The sequence below is a fragment of the Brevibacillus sp. NPDC058079 genome, assembly GCF_042885155.1.
Lineage (GTDB): Bacteria > Bacillota > Bacilli > Brevibacillales > Brevibacillaceae > Brevibacillus.
This window is the reverse complement of record NZ_JBHVSO010000003.1, coordinates 149576-166080: the sequence shown is the minus strand read 5'-3', so window position 1 is coordinate 166080 and position 16505 is coordinate 149576. Positions and strand designations below refer to the sequence as shown.

Annotated in this window: 13 protein-coding genes and 1 pseudogene; 9 read left to right on the top strand and 5 right to left on the bottom strand. The window is 43.8% G+C overall.

The genetic code is table 11. From position 1 onward, the window contains the following. Positions 1-3 precede the first annotated feature (3 nt). The 8 genes from ACFVS2_RS11055 (at position 4) to ACFVS2_RS11020 (ending at position 11895) form a co-directional block, all read left to right on the top strand. Positions 4-990 (top strand): RCC1 domain-containing protein, encoded by a 987-nt coding sequence (locus ACFVS2_RS11055; protein WP_390233722.1) that lies wholly within the window; start codon positions 4-6, stop codon positions 988-990. A 58-nt stretch (positions 991-1048) separates the two neighbouring features. After that, on the top strand, positions 1049-6883 hold the full coding sequence (locus ACFVS2_RS11050) for a polymorphic toxin-type HINT domain-containing protein (RefSeq protein ID WP_390233719.1): 5835 nt from the start codon (positions 1049-1051) through the stop codon (positions 6881-6883). Positions 6884-6926: 43 nt separating this feature from the next. Then, the gene (locus ACFVS2_RS11045) at positions 6927-7259 is read left to right on the top strand and encodes a hypothetical protein (RefSeq protein ID WP_390234514.1); all 333 of its coding nucleotides are present in this window, start codon (positions 6927-6929) and stop codon (positions 7257-7259) included. 761 nt (positions 7260-8020) lie between these two features. Further along, entirely contained in the window at positions 8021-8452 is a 432-nt protein-coding gene (locus ACFVS2_RS11040) for an Imm8 family immunity protein (protein ID WP_390233717.1), read from the top strand. Positions 8453-8840: 388 nt separating this feature from the next. After that, on the top strand, positions 8841-9374 hold the full coding sequence (locus ACFVS2_RS11035; protein WP_390233715.1) for a TlpA family protein disulfide reductase: 534 nt from the start codon (positions 8841-8843) through the stop codon (positions 9372-9374). Then, positions 9371-11155: an ABC transporter ATP-binding protein gene (locus ACFVS2_RS11030; protein WP_390233713.1), complete on the top strand. Its 1785-nt coding sequence runs from the start codon at positions 9371-9373 to the stop codon at positions 11153-11155. Before ACFVS2_RS11035 ends, ACFVS2_RS11030 begins: the two co-directional genes overlap by 4 nt. Before the next feature lie 15 nt (positions 11156-11170). Beyond that, positions 11171-11731, top strand: coding sequence for a MauE/DoxX family redox-associated membrane protein (locus tag ACFVS2_RS11025; RefSeq protein ID WP_390233711.1), 561 nt, complete (start codon positions 11171-11173; stop codon positions 11729-11731). Positions 11732-11733: 2 nt separating this feature from the next. Further along, positions 11734-11895: a hypothetical protein gene (locus ACFVS2_RS11020; RefSeq protein ID WP_164724411.1), complete on the top strand. Its 162-nt coding sequence runs from the start codon at positions 11734-11736 to the stop codon at positions 11893-11895. Positions 11896-12002: 107 nt separating this feature from the next. Here ACFVS2_RS11020 and ACFVS2_RS11015 read toward each other — a convergent pair whose 3' ends face one another. From ACFVS2_RS11015 to ACFVS2_RS10995, 5 genes and pseudogenes are all read right to left on the bottom strand, one after another. Continuing rightward, positions 12003-12449: an acetyltransferase gene (locus ACFVS2_RS11015; protein ID WP_390234511.1), complete on the bottom strand. Its 447-nt coding sequence runs from the start codon at positions 12447-12449 to the stop codon at positions 12003-12005. A 153-nt stretch (positions 12450-12602) separates the two neighbouring features. Beyond that, a complete protein-coding gene (locus ACFVS2_RS11010; RefSeq protein ID WP_390233708.1) occupies positions 12603-13544 on the bottom strand; it encodes a DUF4179 domain-containing protein in 942 nt (313 codons plus the stop codon). Further along, complete coding sequence (locus ACFVS2_RS11005; RefSeq protein WP_390233705.1) at positions 13528-14046, bottom strand: sigma-70 family RNA polymerase sigma factor; 519 nt, start codon at positions 14044-14046, stop codon at positions 13528-13530. The genes ACFVS2_RS11010 and ACFVS2_RS11005 overlap by 17 nt, the downstream gene beginning before the upstream one ends. A gap of 104 nt (positions 14047-14150) precedes the next feature. After that, positions 14151-14900: a Gmad2 immunoglobulin-like domain-containing protein gene (locus tag ACFVS2_RS11000; RefSeq protein ID WP_390234508.1), complete on the bottom strand. Its 750-nt coding sequence runs from the start codon at positions 14898-14900 to the stop codon at positions 14151-14153. 183 nt (positions 14901-15083) lie between these two features. After that, a pseudogene (locus tag ACFVS2_RS10995) lies at positions 15084-15212 on the bottom strand (hypothetical protein); the annotation flags it as partial. A 156-nt stretch (positions 15213-15368) separates the two neighbouring features. Between ACFVS2_RS10995 and ACFVS2_RS10990 the strand changes: the two are divergent. Then, on the top strand, positions 15369-16475 hold the full coding sequence (locus tag ACFVS2_RS10990) for a peptidylprolyl isomerase (protein ID WP_390233703.1): 1107 nt from the start codon (positions 15369-15371) through the stop codon (positions 16473-16475). Positions 16476-16505: the final 30 nt, after the last annotated feature.

The following is a 16505-nucleotide window of genomic DNA, read 5'->3' as shown; positions in this document are numbered from 1 at the left end:
TAGGTGAAAAAAAATCTAATGAAGTCAAAATTAATAAGAAATATTTTACTGATAATGCTTGCAGTTCTTTTTCTATCAAAAGAAACGACTTTGGCCGCGGGTAATGTAGTGAGTAGTGCAGCGGGTTATGAGCACTCTCTCATCCTGAAGAGTGATGGTACAGTTTGGGCGTGGGGTGCAAATACTTACGGTCAATTGGGAGATGGTACAACTGTTGATAAAAATGTTCCTGTCCAAGTAAAAGGCATTACAAACATTTCGGGTATTGCTGCAGGAATGACCTATAGCTTGGCTTTAAAAGCTGATGGTACAGTATGGGGTTGGGGATATAATGGTTACGGTGAGTTGGGTAATAACGGAAACACAAATAGTGCCACACCAGTACAAGCAGTGGGCCTTACAGATGTTATAGAGATTGCTGCTGGAAACCATCATGGACTAGCCCTCAAGAAAGATGGTACGGTTTGGATATGGGGATATAATTATGGGGTTGTCGAATCAAAAATACCAATCAAAGTAGAAGGACTAACAGACGTAAGGGCCATTTCAGGTGGGGGAAAGCACAGTCTTGCTGTTAAAAAGGACGGCACAGTCTGGGCTTGGGGAGATAACACGTATGGTCAATTAGGCACTAACAATACAACAAGGGCTACTTCTCCGACTAAAACAGACGGACTTTCAAATATTGTCTCTGTTGCTGCAGGAGAAAAGCATAGCTTGGCTCTTGATTTTAATGGCAAAGTGTATGCGTGGGGCAGTGGGAGCATAGGACAAATTGGTGATGGCATTATTACGGACAGGCATGTTCCTGTGAATGTACCAGAATTAACAGACATTGACGAAATTGCAAGTGGGTCTAGTGCAACACATAGTTTAGCATTAAAGAGAGACGGAACAGTATACGCCTGGGGATATAATAATCGCGGTCAACTAGGAGAAGGAACAACTAAAAACTATACCAAACCTGTAAAAGTCAAAATTGCACCATAATCATTACGAGTAAATCCCCCTTCCAAGCAAGGGGGACAACATTTCTTTCGGAGGCAATATGAAACTCCTGTCGACAAAATCAACACTAATCTTTATATTATGCATTTCCCTATTTACGACGATCATACCACCAGTGAGTATCCTGGCAAATGAACCGTCAACCCGAGACTTATCAAATACTCAAAATATAGAATCATCAACTCCAAACGAGACGATAAATGAAATCCAGCAATCCATCTCAGAGCAAAATCTCAACCCTTTACCAGAAAATAGAGAAGCAAAAAATCCCGCATCATATAACGCAGAGGACATCGCTTCACTAACATGGACCCAGCTGGATGCAAACACAGCAATCGAAATACACCAAACATTCGACCGATCCTTACTAAAATACGCTGCCTATTTCTACCCAGATCTATTGCAGCTGCTTTCAACTGAAGAACAAGCAGAAGTCAAAACTTTTACTAGTGACCAGCTAATTTCTCAATTCGATAATCTCAGTCAGGAAAATAAGGCCCTCTTAAATCGCCTTACACCCCTTGTAGCATCGAAAGTAAATGAACTTAAGAGTCTGGAGGAAACGCTCGACATTCAAGCAGTGAATACAACTCCTCCAGACGTTCTCTACACAGAAAAAGATCAGGAGTTTCGCTTTACTCGTTCAAAAACAGAGCAATCCGTAGATGATGTATATCGCGCTGCGAACCTAGTGGAGCAAGATCTCTACTTGCCAGGAAAGCATGGACTGGATCTGGATATTAAGCGCAGATATCACTCCCTGAGTAGTAAAATCGGTGTACCAAGCTGGGACGATGATCTAGACAAGAATGAAGCCCTAATCAATGAGAAATTTGCACCCGGTTGGGATTTTAATATGCCAAGACTGGATGTCGTCACGCGGGAGCAGGTAGCTACGGTAAGGGACGACCCCTATAATTCTGGCCTGCAAATTTACTCTACCAACGTAGACAAGAGTCCAACGTCGAATCGTTATTACATCAGTTTAGAGGACGGGACATCCTTAGAATATCGGTTCAACAAGTTTGTGAATTATCCGTATAGAGACATCATGTTCATCACTGACAAAGTGAATGAGAAGTACACGTTGTATTACCGTAATCTGAGATATGAATTTGATGTGAGTCGAGGAACGGTCGTCAAATCCAATATTTACGGGGACACGATCAAGTACAACCTGAACAGCGACGGAGAGCCTGTCAGCATCGAAGACAGTGTCGGTCGTTATGTGGTGCTGAAACGAAAGCAAAACGATACCACGCAAGACTTGATTGTCTACAAAGATAAAACTGAGACTACTGTGCTCAAGCACATTCGCTACCACTTTGAACGAAAGTTCGCATTGAGAAGTTACCATCAGCTCGTTCGAGTAGAAGTCCTGCCGACAGCAGGGAGTGGAAGCAGTCCTTATACAGTAGCAAATTATTCCTATCATAATCCTACTACCAAGGGCATTGCTTATTTCAATTTGAACAAAGAATACACGCTGGAAAAGCTGCCTACAGATCAAGCCCTTCAAGATTCAGCAAAGTATTGGGAATCGGATACAAAGAAGCGTAAGGAAATCGATTACTTGCTCATGCAAGAAGTTTCCTATCCGTTGCAAGGATTAAAAATCAACTACGAATATCGTCCCTATCAACTAGGTCAAACGACGTTCAATGACGGTCTCGTACGGATTTTTCAAGACAAGTATGCACTAAGCTATGTAGCCTATCATCCTGTTAATAAAGTATCGTACAGCTATACGCAGAAAACGCCGAAAGGGACCAATACGTATAAGCTGGAAAAGAACTATGCTAATAACGACAACCTCCGCGAGATATGGAAGGTACCAAAGGAACAGCTGCCAAGATTGAAGAATTTTGCGGAACGCCATGGAGATACCATCCAAGTCACAGAATCTGAGGCATCCCGATACACGAAGAATTCAATCTACAAGGTCAATCAAGACGGAAATACGTTGCTGCGAAGCGAGAAGACAACAGGCGTGAGCAAAGGCGGAACGAATGTATCTGGCGCGAAGTATCGGGTCGAGTACAATCCAACTACGTACACAACCTATGCCTATTCCGGCCGGAACACAAAGCCGACGTATCAATACGTTTTCCTGGAACCGACATCGGCAGTGAGCGATCTGGATGTTTACAATTCCTACTTGAAAGACCCGAACCTTTCCAATCGCTCACGGTATGCAGCCAAGATCAACAATTATGCACAAGAGACGTATTTGGAATATAACGATTACGGACAGCTGAGTAAGCAGATTGCACCGGACGGGATTGTAAGTACATGGACATATGATGCAGAAGGTGTAAATCCATGGGGCTTCCGTACCTTCTCCGTACTAAAGGCAGCAAGAACGCAATCGACCTCCGCCTCGGGCGATCCGTATTATTCGAATACGACATTCGAGTACAACAATCAATATTTGCTTCGGAAGGAAACGGAGATCAACTCGTTCCCTGCCAATTTAATCAATAATCACAAGAGCCAATCGATCGAACGGACATATGAGTACACCAATAACCAGCTCTATTCGATTACGGAAAACTTTGGCGCAGGTAAGACCAGAACGCAGACCTTTACCGCTTATGATCAATATGGCATTCAGCCTACACAGATTGCACTCGCAGGTGTCGAGCTGGAAAGCGGTAAATCGGATGTATTGAATTTTTCCTACGAAATCGATGACAAAGGCCAAATCAAAAGCCAGACCTATCCAAATGGAAGCAAGGCTACGTACGATTACGATGAGTTAGGCCGACCATTATCGGAGACTTTTCACAATCAAGGCGCAAAACGAACGATTACGTATGTGTATCGGGACGGAGAAGCCTCTGGATCGAGTACAGAGGGACCGGGCATCGTTGAGAAAATTGCTCCGGATCAATCGAAACTCATCACTTACTACACCCCATATGGAGATCCCGCCTATCAAGAACAGGTGGGCACGACGGGTGCAAAGCGTCCTTTGGTCGAAAACGAGTTTACGCCAGATGGCATGGAGATTAGTCGCACGGTTCCTTACGGGAAGAAGGAGCAAAGCACCTCGTACCTGTATGACTGGGACGGTTTTGTGTACCAAACGACGAATTCCTTAGGAACCACTAAGAACCATCGAAACAATGCCTACTCGGATGGAACAAGATACTTACCCCGTCTGACGGAACAAACGCTCTCTCCGAATGGCTATATCGCGACTACCTACCGCGATTTGTATGGAAAAGTGGAAAGCACAGAGGAGACGAGCCAAAGTGGTAGTCACCATCGCGTGACGAACTACCAGACGGATCGATTTGGGAAAGTGACCAATAAAGAAATCTCAGACGGAAAAACTTCCCAAGCGTGGAGTATGCGCTTCGACCATAACGACAACCTAGTTTATTTGCAGGACCCGGAAAATAACGTAAATGTATACGGGTACGATGGGCTAGGCAATCTCACCAGTGTATTGGAGAATGGCACGACTACGGCAGAGTATACCTACAATAGCCTGTCATGGAAGCTCTCCGAAAAGAATCCAGAAACAAAAGCGGAGACGTACACCTATGAGAAAAGTGGCATTGTAAAAACTTTTAAGGACAAAAACGGCGTCACATTCAACTACGACTACACGCCTTTCCAAGAGTTAAAGAAAGTTTCTTCCGGCGCTTCTTTCTATGAAGACCGGGTGTACGATCCACAATCTGGCCTGCTTTTGAGCGAAAATAATCACACAGGAAACGCCATCAGCTATGGCTACGATGGATTCCATCGGAAGAATCGCCAAACGATGATGGGTAAGGATTACCAGCTTCTGTATTCCGACAACGACGATATGATAGATACACTCGTATACCCAGCAAGGGGGGCGGTATCTGGTTCAGCCCCATCTCTAAGTGTCGGATACACCTATGACAATGCAAATCGCTTAAATTCGGTGGCGATCCCGGGAGTAGGAACGACTACGTACACGTACGATATCAGCAACAGAGGAGAAACCAATGCTATATCGTATCCGGGGCAACCGATAGCCATGCAACAATCAGTCAACTCGTTTGCAGAAATAACGGCAATGAATCACGCAGACGGCTGGAATGAGACAAATGGCTACGATCTGCTTGGGAATATCACCAGTCAAAAGCGCTCCCGTACGAATTATGGATTGTTTGTGTACGACAAGCTTTCCCGGATCAAGGAAGAATCAGTCGAAGGAAACGTCAAGCAATACGCTTATGACAAACGTGGTAACCGCCAAGTTTATGCAAATGCTCCGACAGATATCCTGCGCTCCTATGAAATGAAGCACGATTTGTTTAATCGTTTGCAGGAGTACAAGGATGAGAAAGGGACAACGACTTACACGTATTATCCAGGTGGGTTGCGTGCGTCGAAGCAACAGACTGGCAGCGTGACGGATACGACCCATTACGTCTATTTGGATGGGCAAGTGATTGAAGAGCTGACGCAGGATGGCAGGGTCAAGGCACGGAATGTGTTTGGTAACCAGTTGATTTGGCGAAAAGACTATGCGTCGAATCTCGAAGGCAATTACTATTACAACAGCCACGGCGATGTTGTTAAGATCAAAGCCCCGAATGGCAACGTTCTGAACACGTATGACTATGACATTTGGGGTAACTTAATCGCTGATAAAGTCAAGGAAACGATTTCCAACCCGTTTATGTATGCGGGGGAGATGTTCGATAAAGAGAGCGGATTTTATTATTTGCGTGCCCGGTATTATGATCCGAAGATAGGGCGGTTTATCTCGGAGGATACGTATAAGGGGCAAGTGGATAATCCGCTGACGTTGAATCGGTATACGTATGTTAGTAATAATCCTTTGAGATATGTTGATCCAAGTGGACACTTAGAGGAAATGACAGGGGGGTTTGCATATGGTGGTCCTCCTGCAGGTTCTTCATTTGAAGATTCTGCGTTGTATTGGGCAGTAAGAACAGTTAATTGGGCAGATTCTCATGGAGGAATGGTTCCCTATGATGCTGTAGACATAGTTGTCCCAGCGGAATATAAGGCAGAAGTTAAAACAATTGTAGGTTGGGTTGGAGCTGCAAAATGGGCCCGAGAAGCAGGGGATTTCTCCGCAATGGGAGGATCATACGCAGGAGCCCGTTTAGCAAAGACTACTGTAAAAAGCACTACAAAAAGCACACCTATCAAATCAAATACTAATATTGCGAATTGCAATTGCTTTACAGCGGGTACAAAGGTTAAAACAGACGAAGGGGAGAAGAATATCGAAGACATAAAAGTCGGAGATAAGGTTCTCTCGAAGAATGAAGAGACTGGCGAGGTAGCTTACAAAGAGGTTACGGCAACGTTCAACCATGAGACGGATGGGATTTACCAAATTCATGTGGGCGGTCAGACGATTGAATCGACCTTTAACCATCCGTTCTATGTGAAGGACAAAGGGTGGACGTTCGTCAAAGACCTCAAGCCTGGTGACTTGCTTGTTCAGAGTGATGGGAATACACTGAAGATAGACAGCATAGAACTGTTGCCCAAGAACGTCACAGTGTACAACATGACGGTTGATGAGTTCCATACCTACTTCGTCAGCGACCTTGGGATTTGGGTGCATAATACGAATTGTCCGTGGAAGACAATAGTTGAAGAGAAGAATGTTACGTCTCAATTAAAAAGTTTGAGTGCTAAACAACAGGAGAGTTTTGAGAGCATCAAAACTCAGCTAGCTAGCGGTGATACTGCTGGATTAAATGTACACGCTTTGACTGGTAACAAAAAAGGATTGATGTCAGCAGACTTCAAAGGCTTTGGACAGGGCCGAGGAAATGCACGAATATATTACAAAGTAGAAGATGGAAAAATAACAATTACTGAAATCGACTTGAAACATCAAAAATAAAAAGAAGGTGGTTCTTATTCCTTTTAATCATGTTATTGTGGAAGTGCATTGTTTGTATGGAATTGATGATAGCAAGGAAATTGGTTCAGTACCTGAATTTTGTAAGTATGGGATTAAACACCCAGGTTATCATTGCTTGAAAAATAATTGTCAATATGTTGGTTACGCTCCTGCACCTCATGAAATTGCTTATTCAGGTGATAATGGAGAAGTAGAAGATGACGCTTGGATAGGCTTTGGTGGGGAAATGGAACCAGAGAAATATACAGAAGGTAATGTAGCTGAATCAAAGACACTGTGGAAAAAGGTTTGCAAAGCCAAAATACAAGAAGCATATGATGAATATATGTTTCGAAGTAAACCAAAAGAAAAGTAATTTTTCGACCTTGGGGTATCGTCCTCAAGGTCTTTTTTGTTAAACTTCACCCAGTGCCGAATGAATCGGAGGGCACGCACTGAAAGAACTTAACCCTCATCAACCCCGGATAATATTTTCCTTAAATTATGGTGCGTACAAGTGAGGTCATTCCCGTTACGATAATCAGGTTGATTATGGTAAGATACCACCATGATTGACCTGTTTTTTGTTATCTTCGTTTTTTTGTGGATTTTCAAAAAGGATTGCAACAATGTACGTATATAAAACGATGTATAGGTTGTGAGACGGTCAAAAGGTATTTATCGCAACAAAATGAGGGGATGTCCCGATTATTTATAGTGTAAGGCTCAAAGATTAATTTAATCTGGTAACGTGCCAGTTTATATAGAAGCAGGTAAGGAATGTTTTAGGCTAGCCGCCTTCCTGACCCCAAAACCGCCCCACGGGGGTACTACAATCGAAAGGAAGGGACACCAAATGAAGACAAGAACACCTGATTTCTGGCTGATACTGCGAAAGAGTTTGTCGGTCCCAATTATAGTACTTTAAGCAAAAAGGATATATTTGGCGTTGTAGTGAAAATGGTACAAAATGAGTAAGAGTTATGAATAAAAAGGGAAGAATGATGCATTAGAGGCGAATTTTGAGACTTTTAAAGATCCTTGGCAATGGGATAGGAAAGAAGGAAATAGAATAACTAATTATCACGTTGATATAAAGTGAAGGATAATAGTATCAGATACAATGAGGTGGGAAATTTGGTTAAACCAATTTTGAAAGATCTTATTATTACTGGAAACCCTGAGATTTACGGCAAATTGCAGTTTTTAAAAACGGAAGACATTGGTGATGATTTTCATTTATCGGGTACAGCATGTATCGGTACAGAAGATTCTATTGGGGAGGATAATTTTGATTTTGCAATTATCACTCCAAAAGCTTTAGAAAGAGAATTAAAAAGTGATACTAAAATAATTTTGGGCATGAGGTATTTTATTGTAAATAAATTAGACTTTGAGTTGATAACTGAAACTATTAATGAAATCCTATCAAAGCATGAGCGGGAAACTTGGAACGAAGTAGCCGAATCTCTCAATCCATATTTTCTTTGGGAGTATACTGATTCTATTCATTTGAATAAAGATGAATTCTTCGAAATGATTGATAAACATGTGAAAAAGGATAGATGATTTAATTTTTCAAGATTTTCTTTATGTTCTTCTTGTTGGACCCCAACGAGCAATCAAGGCTCGTTTGGGGTTCTTTTTGACCATCCCACAGTATCAAAAGAAATATATAGGATTTTTGTATCGTGATGAACACGAATTTGTTCGCATGATCTCGAATAGCGCGTTTTATGTCACATAAGATGAACAAGTAACAACGTTTTCAAATGTATACATCTAATGTTAAGGGCGTAGATAACGGAATAGCATCAACCCACCAAAATCTTTTCTACCAACAAACTCATTTGAAACATAAAACAATGACAAAACTTGAATATTATGGTATTTTCTCTGTAAAAATATGTTACGCCTCTCGTATAATCTCGAGTCGCATGAAAGGAGATCGATAGATTTGCTCATAGCCTTAAACCTGATCTTTCTACTTATCTTTGCCTTCATACTGGCAAAACTTCTCACCCTATTAAAACAAACCCAGAGACAGGTCCATCACTTCCACCCATTCATCCCAGAAACCGGACCAGCAATCGGCACCAAACTACAATCACTACCATTCCTTACACTAAACGGTCAAGAACAACAACTAAATCATCTGCCCCGCCCACTAATCGTAAACTTCACCCATACAGGCTGCGGGCACTGTGCCAATCATGTGCACGAACTATTGTCAGAGGGAGAGGTACTCACAGAGTCATCCGTTATCATCTCAACAGAATCCGAGCACATATCCACTTCCCAATGGCTGCGAGAAAACAACATATCTGGCATCGCTGTCTTGATCGGCAACAAACCCATGCTGGAAGCCTACAAGATCAATCATTTCCCCAGCGTTTTGGTAATCGACGAACAGGACGTCATTCGTGCCAAACCAATAACCGCTGTGGAAACCAAAAAGAAGCTCCTGGCGCTAGCAGGTGAACCAGCATGACTCGCTCCTATTTTGCAAAAACAGTTCGATTGATTTGGGCACATGGCAAGCTATGGCTCATTTGTTCCATCGCTCTTAGAATCATCCTGGCATTTTCCCCGTTGGCATCAATCTGGATCATGAAAGAAATGGTGAACGAGGTTACAGTCATTGCGCTGGATCAGACAGATGATTACCAGCCATTGCTTTGGCTGCTTGCGGGATTGTTTTCTGTGACGCTGGTGACGAATGCGTTGGAAACGGTCTTGCGTATTCTCGATGCCCATACGGAGCAACGACTGGAATATCATTTGGAGCATATGGTAGCAAAGAAAGCAGCATCTGTTCCGCTCTCTTATTTCGATGATCCGGAATTTTACAATCATCATCACCGCATTCGGGCAGAGGCAATGGGGGAACGCTTTCTGGATCCTGTGGGAAGGGTATTGGATCTTGGTAAAAATCTGATTACTCTGATTTCGTATGCGGTGTTTTTGCTTAGCATTCACTGGGGATTAGCTGTGATGAGCTTGCTAGCCGTGATCCCGCTGTTAATTGTCCAAATCAAATTTGGTATGTCGGAATACTATCTCGCAAGGCTACAGACGCCGGAAATTCGAGAAGCCTCCTACATCAGCTCGATCCTGAATGAGCGCGACAGCTCCAAAGAGGTCCGACTGTTTCAGCTAAAGGACTTTTTGCTAGGCAGATGGTCTCGACTTTATTTGAAAAATATGAAGGAGGTACTTCGTCTGCTCCATCGCAGGGAAAAAGCACTGATTCTCTCAGGGATTTTTACCTCCTCAATGTATATTGGCTGCTTGGGATTGGTCGTATCGCTGCTTCGTGCGAGCGCCCTGAAGGTAGGGGATTTTGTAGCGATTGCACAAGCGGTACAGAATACACAGCAGCTACTTTCGCTCATGACCTTTAACCTCGCACATATCGTCAACAGATGCTTGTACATCTCTGATCTGTTTGACTTTCTGGAATATGAGGATAAAACGATTCCGAAGCTCACTGGCAAAGCGGAGTTTCCCACCAAGCTGCAATCTGGTATTACGTTTGATCGGGTTTCGTTTTGCTATCCCAAAATGGAGCGCAATGTGATCAATGAAGTTTCCTTTACGATCAAGCCAGGGGAGCGTATTGCGATTGTCGGCGATAATGGCTCTGGGAAAACGACGCTTGTCAAATGCTTGATGGGGCTTTATCCGATCCATTCTGGAAATATTCTGTTCGACAATCAGTCGATTCATGAGCTCGATATTTCCGACCTGCAACGAAATATCACGGTCATTTTCCAAGACTTCATTCGGTACAATTTCACTGCTGGAGAGAACATCACCATTGGGAGAGTGACGCAGGAAGTCAATCCCGCTCAGATGAGGCAAGTAGCGGTTGAAACCGGTGCAGATACCTTTATTCGCAAACTCCCTAGTGGATACGATACGATTTTGGGGCGGACGCTACAGGATGGCGAAGACCTGTCAGGCGGACAGTGGCAGAAGGTCGCGTTGGCGCGAGCTTTATACAGAAGAGGAGAGATTTTTATTCTGGATGAGCCTACGGCGGCACTTGATCCGCAAGCAGAGCTGGAGGTATTTCAGCAGTTTGATGCCCTCACACAGAACAAGACGGCGATTTTTATTTCCCATCGGATGGCTGCGGCACGAATGGCGGATCGGATTTTTGTCATGAAGCAAGGTCAGCTGATCGAAGTGGGGCATCATGATGAGTTAATGGATGCAAACGGAGAATATTCGCGCATGTACCGCATGCAAGCGAAATGGTTTGCGTAACGAAGGAGGGGTGTTATGGAGGAGCTTGGTTTGCTGTTTCGGCTGATTCTCGCCTTTTTATTTCTCAGCACGTTTGTCTCGAAAATAAGCGATATTAGCACGCATTTGTCCATTGTGCGAGCCTATCAGATCATACCTTATTCGTGGTCAAAAAGCTTTACGTATCTTGATCTGGGGTTGCAAGCCGCCGTAGTGATTTCCTTGCTGCTTGGTTTTTTTACAACGTTGGGACTGTCCCTGGCGATTTTTTTACTGGGGGCGTACACACTTGCGATCAGTATCAATCTAGCAAAAGGTAGAGAGAAGATTTCATGCGGATGCGGCGGAATGGCGGGAAATCATTTTTTATCGTGGAAGCTTGTTTTGCGTAACCTCGTATTCATCAGTCTAGCCGTCTATGTGGGGCAATGGAGCGGGGGCTGGGCGAGTGTTGACCATTATTTAGTGTCCGGCAGTTTCGAAATCACCAACGGAGTTAAGGCTATCTTCTTTTCGAGTGTGTGCATCTCTCTTCTCATGGCTATTAGTGGAGAACTCAGTACGTTCAAACATATTTTGCGAAAAAGGCAGGGATGAACATGTCTACAGGCTGGATGATTGGGTTCGGGGTATTATGGGTGACGGTTATCGCGATTTTGGTCGTCTTGTTTCAAGTATTAAAGGTACTCGGGACGTTCATTAACAAAATGGAAGCAGCAGAAGAGAATAGTAGAAGAAGCGACAAAAATATAACTTCTTGAAATTTCGGAAAGCGCTTTCGATGTCAGTCTAAACATTTGAGCAAGACTGTCTCGCAAGTAGAGAATTCTACTACAGGAGACAGTCTTGTTTTTTGAAAAACCAAGAATTAACGTTGTAAATCTAAATGAAGCAAAGGAAACGGCCTTCCCGAACCATCCAGTTCAGATCTTCCTGTTTGCACAAACCCATACCGTTTGTAGAAAGCGTGGGCCCCTTCGTTTTGTTCGTTGACATCTACTTTCAAATGAGGGCCATACTTGCGTTCCGCATGTTCGAGTAATCTGCTGCCAATCCCTTTTCCGTGGTATTCTGGATCAACGAATAGCATTTCGATTTTTGTTCCATGAAGGCCAATAAAGCCTACAGGCTCTTTCTTTTCGTTTAGTTCCATCCATACTTCAACAGCAGATAGAGCTTCATTTTTTACCATGTTTTTATAAAACTCAATATCTTCTTTCGTCAAAAAATGGTGAGTACGGCAAACAGCACGATACCAAATATCTACCAATTGATCACAATAGCTGGCTTCATAAACAACAGTTTTGGTATTCATCATGAAACCTCCCGATTCAAACTAAAAAACAGAAAAGAGCGCTCTTGAGAGCTAATTATATAGAGTCGCTAGGAACTTTCCTATGGTGTTCACAGTTTTTCTATCCTCCCAGAATAATCTGACGATTGATAAGAGAGAAGGAGGAGGGGGACCCTACCTCGCCACAATCCCCCCAGGCACCTCGAAATACTCTCTCTTCTCCACAAACAAGGGTTCTACAACGTCAAACTCATCCTTCAACTGCTTCATTTTCTCCTGAGCCTCAGCTTCCGTCTGATAATACCCGGCCTCGACAAAGTATCCACCTTGCTTGTCCTTCAAAACCCGCATATTGTCCGCAACCAACAGAGATTCCTCCATAACCCCGAGCGTCTCTCCATACGGCACGGAAGCAGTGCGCACCGCGTACACAGGCTGCTGCTCTTCTGGCGATACTTCTTTTGGCGAAATCGTAATCACAACCTGTGCCGGTTCCTTATACTCTTTCACCTCATAAGCTATTGCTTCCTTAAAGGTCACATTAAACCGCACAAGCGAATCGTCCAACGAAATGATCTCATAGGCATCTTCGATATACGGACTTTGCTTCAATATCTCGAAATCTTTGACAGCCGAAAATCTTCTCGCACCACCAACAGCAAAGGTCATCGTATTCGGATATTCAGTAAAACTCACGTGGAAGGAGCTGGCGTTCTGCTGTACCTCATTATCCTGGGTAAAGTTCAAGATGATGTTTTCCTGATCTCCTTGCTTCTGTAACGTAATGAAGCTAACATCTACGGCATCCTGAGGAGTACCGCCGCCTGCACTGCCTTTATTGAATTGCAATATTTTTACCAGCTGCCCCAGACCGGGTACGTTTTCCAAAGCGCTTGCAAAAGCGGGCATCGTGTTCACGCTGACTGTAAAAAGAACAAAGACTGCCGCTGCGCTTACGCCAGCGTGCTTCATCCAACGCGTTCTGGCTTTCGCACGTTTTCGATGCAGCTTCCCACGTTCGATGGCTTGCTCGGTGACGGCCGCCAACTCTTCGGGAATTTCAATATCGTGATAGGCTTGTTTATAATCGTCCAGCTTGTTATCCAAGAGATTCACGCTCCCCAATGTTCACTTTCAATTTCTCCAGTCCGCGGTAAAGGATCGACTTTACGGAACTGAGGGGTATGTCTAGCACATCGGCAATGTCCTTGATGGGCATGTCTTCGAAATATCTCAGCATAATGACCGTTCGAGATTTTTCATCGAGTTGGTCCAAGGCATCATGCAAGTCGATGACATCTTCCCGCGGTTTCTGCACATAGCTGCCTTCATGTTCTTTATCCATATAAACGACTTTTTTTGCTTTGCGTATATGATCCAAGGCGCAGTTGACGGCGATTTTGGTCAGCCACGTTTGAAAATATTGCGGCTGCTTCAATTTGTGTACGGAGATAAAGGCGCGGTAGACAGTTTCCTGCACGATTTCCAGCGCGTCTTCCTTGTTTCTTAAATAAGTAAAAGCCATTCGATATATTTTTTCTCTACTCTCTTGGATCAGAAGCGTAAAGCTGTCTTCATCACCGGAAATGGCTTTTTGTGCCAGTTCAGTTTGATTCACGATGCTGCACACCCTCCTTACTGAATATGTTAGGTTCTTCCTTTCTTCTCGAAAATAATCCCGCAGCGATAGACACACTGCGGGAACGTAGATCCTTCTTATCCTTACTTCAATGGAAGCACCATTTTATTTTTCATTTCGCCGCTTTCTTGATCGATTTCAAACAGTTCGAGGGTGCTTGGCTTATTTTTAGATAGATTGCTCAGCGGAATGACAATCTCCTGAGAGAATTCACCCCATTCCGGGCCGCCTTTCGATGCTGTACCAAAGCCTTTGGTAACTATTTGTTCACCTTGCTTCACGGCATATTGATAGGTGCCTTCGAAAACGCTAGCTTCGCCGGATACGGTGTACACGACAGATGGTGCGGCAAGCTTCAGGTTACGAAATACGTTGGTGTTTTTTACTTTATCGGAGCTATCTAATGGAATGGAAAGCTTGTTGATGATCGAGCCGTTCTCTTGATTGATTTCAAACATCTCGAGCAGCAATGGCTCGTTTCCGATCAGCTCACTTGTTGGAATCTTAATCGTTTGCGCAAAAGTTCCCCATTCCGGTCCACCTTTTGAAGCTGTGCCGAATCCTTTTGCCAAGACGTGCTTCCCTTGCTTGACTGCGTATTGGTACGTTCCTTCAAAAACACTTGCTTCCCCTTGTAAGGTGTACAGGAGAGCAGGCTCCGCTAGTTTGATATTCCGGAACATAGTTTGCTTAGCTGCTTCGTTTACTTTTGTTTCTTGCTGCGTGGTGACTGGGGTAGCAGCTTGGTTAGCCCAAGTAGTGCCGAGTGCTCCGGCAAAAACAGAGTAAGTCAAAATAGAAGCAGCAAATACAGTGATCGTTTTTTTATTCATGGTGTGTCTCTCCCTTATATGGCAGATTGCCGGTATGATTGATTGTTTTTTTGTTGTAGCTTCATGAAGTTTACATGGGTTAGACGGGGAAGGGCCGCAAAAAGACGCAAGAGATTTTAAGGAAAAAAATGAAAAAACCATCGAACTCGGATTAACCGAAATACGACGGTTTTTAATTGTAGCGATAACTTGATTGTTTGTTGTAGTGATGACGGAAACGGTGTCATCAAATTGATTTGCCACATAAACTCTTGTTCCATTTGGAGTAATGGTTACTCCATTCGGCTCCTTTTTTTCGCATGATGATTCCAATCTATGAAGGAAACAATGGATCTGAAAGGGATAGATGACAAGCTACATACACACAATTACGATAACTGAATATTAAAAATATTATCGTCAATTGAAATCAGATTACGCTATACTATTCTTGTGTAAAAATCTTCTAATTTAGTGGGGGCGGAAAAAATGAAGAAACTCGTATCTCTGGCAGTCGTTGCAAGTATTGCGATCCCGTTACTGAGTCCGACCTTTGTCCAACATGCTGCTGCAAACGCTATTCATGATTATCGTAACGAAGTTCAGGTCAACCAGTTCCGCCCGCATGGGGGAGATAAGCAGGAAGTGAATGATATCATAGCGTCCTTGGTGAAGCAACGATCCAATCCTGCTGAGGTAGCAAAGCTGGTAGCAGATGATTCCTTGACGAATTTTGCGATGAAAACCTATATGGAAGGATTGGCGCAATACAAGAACATTCAGGTGATCGAAGCAAAAGTAGACAAGCTGTACACCGTCACGAAGGAGGACGCTTATAATAACTACCGCGCGATTGTGAAATTCAAATACGTCGGGTATACCGCAGATAACAAGGCCATTGAAAAAACGGATTATCTCGGCTTGGCCAGATTGGGGACAGACCCGGTGAACTGGAAGGCGTGGGGTGTCATTTGGCAGGACTCTGGCATCGATGTGTCAGATGTGAAGCTGTTTCAGTTGGAGAAGCCACGCAAAGGCGAAGAAATATGCGTGATCACGACTGATTCAGGTGTGATCAAGCTGAGACTGTTCCCGAACAAAGCACCAAAAGCGGTGGAAAACTTTAAGACATTGGCGAAAAAAGGGCAGTACAACAATATGATTTTTCACCGTGTGATCAACGATTTCATGATTCAGGCGGGAGATTTGAAAGGGCCGGATGGCAAGGAGCTGCCGAGTATTTACGGCGAGTCGTTTGAAGACGAGTTTAGCCGGGATCTGTTCAACTTCAGAGGAGCGCTCAGTATGGGGAACGCTGGACCTAATACGAACAGCACCCATTTCTACATTGTACAAAGCCCCAAGGTAGATCAGGAGTATCTCGATTTGTCGGCGCTGCCGTTGAACGCAGAAGCGAAGTATAAAGAAATTGGCGGACGAGCTTACCTCGACAATCGCCACACTGTTTTTGGTCATGTATTTGCCGGGATGGAAGTGGTAGACAAGATCGCTGCCCAGAAAACAGATGAGAATGCGAAGCCCATCCAAAATCCGATCAAGGTGCAAAAAATCGAATTTGTCCCGTATAACGAATAAGTTTTGCAAGCAAAAACCCCCCTCTTATTC